5 protein-coding genes are annotated in these 5431 nt (G+C 58.4%); all 5 read left to right on the top strand.

The window, feature by feature from the left end:
- The coding region (locus AHiyo1_RS19065; RefSeq protein ID WP_445286241.1) for a dioxygenase family protein at nucleotides 1–325 on the top strand (325 nt) is incomplete at its 5' end.
- Nucleotides 303–1367, top strand: coding sequence for a maleylacetate reductase (locus AHiyo1_RS19060; RefSeq protein WP_059389604.1), 1065 nt, complete (start codon nucleotides 303–305; stop codon nucleotides 1365–1367). The genes AHiyo1_RS19065 and AHiyo1_RS19060, both read left to right, overlap by 23 nt.
- A 329-nt stretch (nucleotides 1368–1696) precedes the next feature.
- Complete coding sequence (locus tag AHiyo1_RS19050; RefSeq protein ID WP_059389602.1) at nucleotides 1697–1921, top strand: hypothetical protein; 225 nt, start codon at nucleotides 1697–1699, stop codon at nucleotides 1919–1921.
- A 588-nt stretch (nucleotides 1922–2509) separates the two neighbouring features.
- Complete coding sequence (locus tag AHiyo1_RS19045; RefSeq protein WP_172465650.1) at nucleotides 2510–3559, top strand: aldo/keto reductase; 1050 nt, start codon at nucleotides 2510–2512, stop codon at nucleotides 3557–3559.
- Between the two features lie 536 nt (nucleotides 3560–4095).
- Nucleotides 4096–4617, top strand: coding sequence for an alpha/beta hydrolase (locus AHiyo1_RS19040; protein WP_172465649.1), 522 nt, complete (start codon nucleotides 4096–4098; stop codon nucleotides 4615–4617).
- The last annotated feature ends 814 nt before the right edge of the window (nucleotides 4618–5431 follow it).

Here is a 5431-nt window from a genome sequence, read left to right as displayed (position 1 = left end):
TACCCGATCCCCACCGACGGGCCCGTCGCGAACTGCTGAGGCCGCCGGGCGCCATCCATACCGTCCGGCCCACATCCACTTCCTCGTCGCAGCGCCGGGCTACCGGGAACTGACCACCCACATCTTCATCGGCGGGTCCGACTATATCGATTCCGATGCCGTGTTCGCGGTCAAGGGATCCCTGGTCAAAGACTTCACCGAGAACCCGGACCCGGAAGACGCCGCACGATACAGGTCCAAAGCCCGTTCCGGCACAGCCGCTTCGACATTGTCCTGCACCCCGAGTCTTAGGAGAGACCGCCATGACATCCCCGTTTTCCTATGAAGCACTGCCGATGCGCGTCAGTTTCGGTGCAGGCCACCGGTCCAAGCTGGCCGACGAAGTCAACAAACTGGGCCTCAAAAGGGTCCTCGTCCTCGCCACCGAATTCCAGAAGGGGCTCGCCCAAGAGATCTCTGACTCCCTGGGCGAACTCAGCGTCGGCGTCTACGCCAAAGCCGAAATGCACGTCCCCATCGAAACCGTCCGGGACGCCCAGCGTTTCGCCACCAAAGCCGGCGCGGACGGCTGCATCGCCGTCGGAGGAGGATCCACCACCGGCCTCGGCAAAGCCATTGCCCTCGAATACGGCACGCCGATCATCGCCCTGCCCACCACCTACGCCGGATCTGAAATGACGCCGGTCTGGGGTCTGACCGCCGACGGCGTGAAGAAAACCGGCCGCGACCCCCGCGTGCTGCCCACTAGCGTCATCTACGACCCCGAATTGACCCTCTCGCTTCCGGTAGGCCTGTCAGTCACCAGCGGCTTCAACGCCATCGCCCATGCGGTCGAAGCCCTCTACGCCCCCGACGGCTCTCCTATCATCTCCCTGATGGCCGAAGAAGGCGTCCGGGCCCTTATCACTGCCCTGCCGAACATCGTCAACGACCCCCAAAACATCGCACACCGCGGCGACGCGCTCTACGGCGCCTGGCTGTGCGGGGCGACCTTGGGCGCCACAACTATGTCCCTGCACCACAAGCTCTGCCACACCCTGGGCGGGACCTTCAATCTCCCGCATGCTGAAACCCATACCGTCGTTCTCCCGTACGCTCTGGCGTACAACTCCCCTACGGTCCCCGGCGCCATTGAAGCCCTCCGGCGTGCAACGGGCCAGGACAAGCCGGCAGGCTATTTGCGCGAACTCAGTCTCAAGCTCGGCGCACCAGCGTCGCTACGCGATCTCGGGCTCACCGGAGCGGACGTCGAAACGACAGTTGATCTGGCAACCCGCAACCCCTACGCCAACCCGCGCAAAGTCACGCCCGAAGCTATCCGGTGGCTGCTCACTGCTGCACTGAACGGTGACCCCGTCACCGAGTAACTGAATCCCATACATCCGGCGCATCCGGAGGCGAGGCTCCTGTGAGGATTTCCCAGCTGCCCGCGCGTCAAGCCGCCGGTACAAGCAAACAGTAAATTGCAATACGAAAGGCAGCTCCATGGGAGACGATGCAGACTGGAAAGATTTGGCCGGCAGGCGGGTCCAGGTTCAGAAAGAAGGCCGAACTATTCGGACCGGATATGTCAAGGACGTAGCCATGACTGCGGACGCTCTCTGGATGGAAGCCTACGGCACCGAACCTCGAACCCTGTATGAGAAAGCGCAGGGCTATACCGCATACCTATACGACCCATCGAGGTGAGCAAATCGTGAACAAGCATGTGGAACCCATCGAAATCAAGGTCCGCGACAAAGCCTCTATGGACCGCTGCATCACTGCGGCGGTCAACCGGATGATCGGGATCGCAAGGCAGCAACGGACCCACGGCATCTTGGTCACCCGGCTCGGAGATGGGCATTTCATCGTCGGCCTCAGTAATTCCGTCCCCATTGGCTTCACGGATCAACTCGATTTCCGACGCCAACCCGCCTGACTGACTACGAACACTGTCCCCTTCCACTTGTGACGGCCGACTGGCAAAGAAGACCCAGCAAGGACTTCACGCGTGGCGCCAACCGGCGGTATCTACGGTGCGGAGCGGACCTTCACGCTCCCTTAGGAACTTCTCCAGCCACCATCACCTCTAGAATCAAAGCCCTCGTGTCGATGTTCATCCGTTGCCCTCGGCTACAGTGGGTTCTCTGTCCTTGACACAACTTGACGCGCTCCGGAGGGTAACAGGGAAGTAGGACTCGGCCCGTCACCCCTGCACCAATCAACCTCAACTATGGGCTACCGCGTGAGTGTCGAAGTCGGGCTTCCGGAGGATGGGATCGCAATTGTCGTCAGTTTCGTGACCCCAAACCGACTGCCACAACTGTTCACCGGGCGTTCCGCTGTGAGCCCAGTTCCACATTTTCGAAGGTCTGAGGGGTCCCACGTCACCAGCCACAAGTGAGCCTTCTTAATATATAAGCCAGCCAGTTCGATTATGACCAGTCAAGTTGAAGGTCTGTCCGCGGACACTTAAAGCGGGAATTCCCATCACGCTATGGCTTTCGAGCCGGGTAGGAGCCAATCAGTGAAGCCACAAGAACATCCGCGTCTCGGCGCTCAGGATATCCTGAGCAATCCCCTTCGGGGCGAGCCGACCTCCAGAGTCAGGCTCGGCGGCTCCCTCCAGAGGATAAGCCAACTAGGCCTTGGAGCAGGGACTCAATCGAATGTCAACGGCGCCGCTGCGCTGGATGCAATCCTCGAACACGCATGGGGTATCGGCTTGCGGTATTTTGACACGGCACCGCTTTACCTTGCCGGGGAAAGCGAGAGACGACTGGGCGCTTTCCTAGGACGCCACAAGCGTTCGGACTACGTTGTTTCATCGAAGGTGGGCAGGCTCCCAAATATCACGAACCCCAATGAGTTTGGAGGACTGCGCCAGTTCGATTACTCGGCTGGCGGAACCAGAGCCTCGATCGAGGCAAGCCTTGAGCGACTCGGCCTTGACCGGATCGACTTCGTTGTCATCCATGACCTAGATCGGAAAATGCACGGTATTGAGTTCGATGCGGTCTATGCCCAAGCAATGGATGAATGCTTTCCGGTACTCGATGGATTGCGCACAGAAGGGGTCATAGGTTCTATCGGAATATCCGCCGCTGACACTCGCGTGTGTCTCCAGGCGGCGAGAGACGCTCCCTTAGATGCCCTGATGATGGCCGGTTCCTATACTTTGCTTAACCACGAGCCGCTTACTGAACTGCTCCCGTATTGCCTTGAGAAAGGGGTATCAGTGGTCATAGCCTCTCCTTTCAATTCAGGAATCCTTGCCACAGGTTCGACAGATTCTATGTATGACTACGGTAAACCGACCGCAGACATTCTCTCCCGAGTACTTGAACTCGTGGAGGTCGGAAGCCGGCATGGTGTTGCCTTGGCAACGGCCGCCCTCCAATTTCCGTTGCTTCACCCGGCCGTTGCCTCAGTCGTCGTTGGCCACCGTTCTTCAGAAGAACTGGACGGCAACGTGGCCGCTATGCGGACCTCGATTCCGCCGGCGTTTTGGGCCGAACTGAAGGAACGTGACTTAATCCCCGATGAAGCTCCAGTAAATGCGGAAAACAGTGCTTAACAGGATTTCTGAGAGGGGCCTAGCCTACCGCCCGTCCGTAGATTGTGCATCCGCCAATGCTCATGTGTCGCATAAATGAATGGCGACAGATAACCAAAATATCCAGACGGTGCGTGGATTCGATAAAAAATTGGGAAAATCAACCTGAGCACTCCTCATGATCGGACCGCGATGATCGGCACATCCCTCATGATCGTCGACAGTGTCGAAAGGCAGTTAAGCGCCTGAGTGCTTATCGTTGATTTATCGTAAGTTCAACCGACGGAACGGCATCTCTAGCCGGCGTCGTCCCGCTGATACAATTAGGAATTGCTCGTGACTAACAACTGGATGGGGTCCGCACCTATCAAGATTCTCCTCGCCCCCGGGGCATGGCACGGTGGATGGGTGTGGGAAAAGGTACAGCTCGCCCTTTCGAAGGAAGGAATCCCAAACGAGGCCATTTCATTTCCTGGGCCCGGACGCGCTCCTGGTGATTTCAGTTTTTCTGGCCACTGCCAGTACTTGCGTAAAAAATCGATGAAGCAAAAGGCCCCGTGATTGTTCTTTCACATTCTTATGGGGGCGCCGTCTCAGGTGAAGTGGCGGTTCATCCAAAAGTTGCAGGAATGATTTTTGTGGCCAGTTATTGCCTGCTTCCGGGAGAAAGTATCGCGGGAATAAACGAAGCATCCAATCCACATCCAGGCTCCCCCAAACTATCGATGCGTGAAGGCGACTACACGACAATTAGTCGAAATACGGCGATAAGATCATTCTACAATGGCTGCAGAGAAGATGATGCTGAAGCCGCTTTCACTCGACTTACTCCCGAGCGTTTCGACCTTGCGCTGGCTAGGGCTACTCGCTCGGCCTGGCGTGATATTCCCTCGCACTATGTTAAGTGCGCCCGAGATGAAGTTCTAAGCCCCGAAGTTCAACAGATGATGGCCCGCCGACTGGCGACCAGCACGTCAATCGACGCTGGCCACTCCCCGATGATCTCGCATCCGCTGGCACTTGCTGAGATAGTTATCGACCAATATCTTCTTGTCATGGAAGCTGCCCGGGAGACATGAGTTCCTGTTCTTCTGGCTTCGGGGTCTTCAAATGCGGGGGATGCCGCGTCTTGAGTGACCACCCGACTTAGGCCACCGAGACTGCCTGGTCTAGAACCACCACGATCCTCTCCCCCGGCCACCAACTTCCTCAATGAGGTCTGGGTAGAAGACACGCCAAGGTCGGTGATTTCCTTCACGAACCGTGACTCCCACCCGGCACCACACCTGCCCTCCGAAGAGCATCGATATAGGCAAACAATGCCAACCTCAACAGGGCTTGTATCCCTTAAGTACCCCCTGTTGAGGTGGGGTGGTCGTCGTTTACGGTGGCCTTGGGAGGGGCCGGGGTGGTGCCGGTTTTCGGCTGGGCGTCATGGCTCGCGAAAGAGATCGTTGCCCCCGGCCTGTCTTCCAAGCAGACCCGATTGAGGGAATTGGTGAAGGAGGGGAGGCGGTGCGCAGCACCGGCGTTCCTCCGTCAGCACCGGATAACTCACAAGCGCGGGAGGCCCGTATCCGAGGGCATCCTCAACAGTTGCGGGCGTGTGCGGGAGATCGCCCCAGGCGCTGGAATGGGCGCATGACGGTTCTCCCGGGGTGGGATGCCCGCTTAGTGGCTTTGGCTGGTGGACCGGCGACGACGGGTTGTCCCATCGCATGTATTCGATGCGAGAAGGAGAACCATCATGCAGGATCAGGATAAACCCGCCGTCCTTGTGCGGGCAGTGGCCGGTATCGACGCCGCGATCACGGCACGGCACCACATCGCATTGCGCGAATTTTTCGATGACGGAACCGAGCATCTGAGCCGTTTCACGGTCGACCCGACCCT

Origin of the sequence: Arthrobacter sp. Hiyo1 (assembly GCF_001263615.2) — a bacterium.
Lineage (GTDB): Bacteria > Actinomycetota > Actinomycetes > Actinomycetales > Micrococcaceae > Arthrobacter.
Note: the sequence above shows the minus strand (reverse complement) of the source record. Positions and strands in the feature narration are given on the sequence as shown.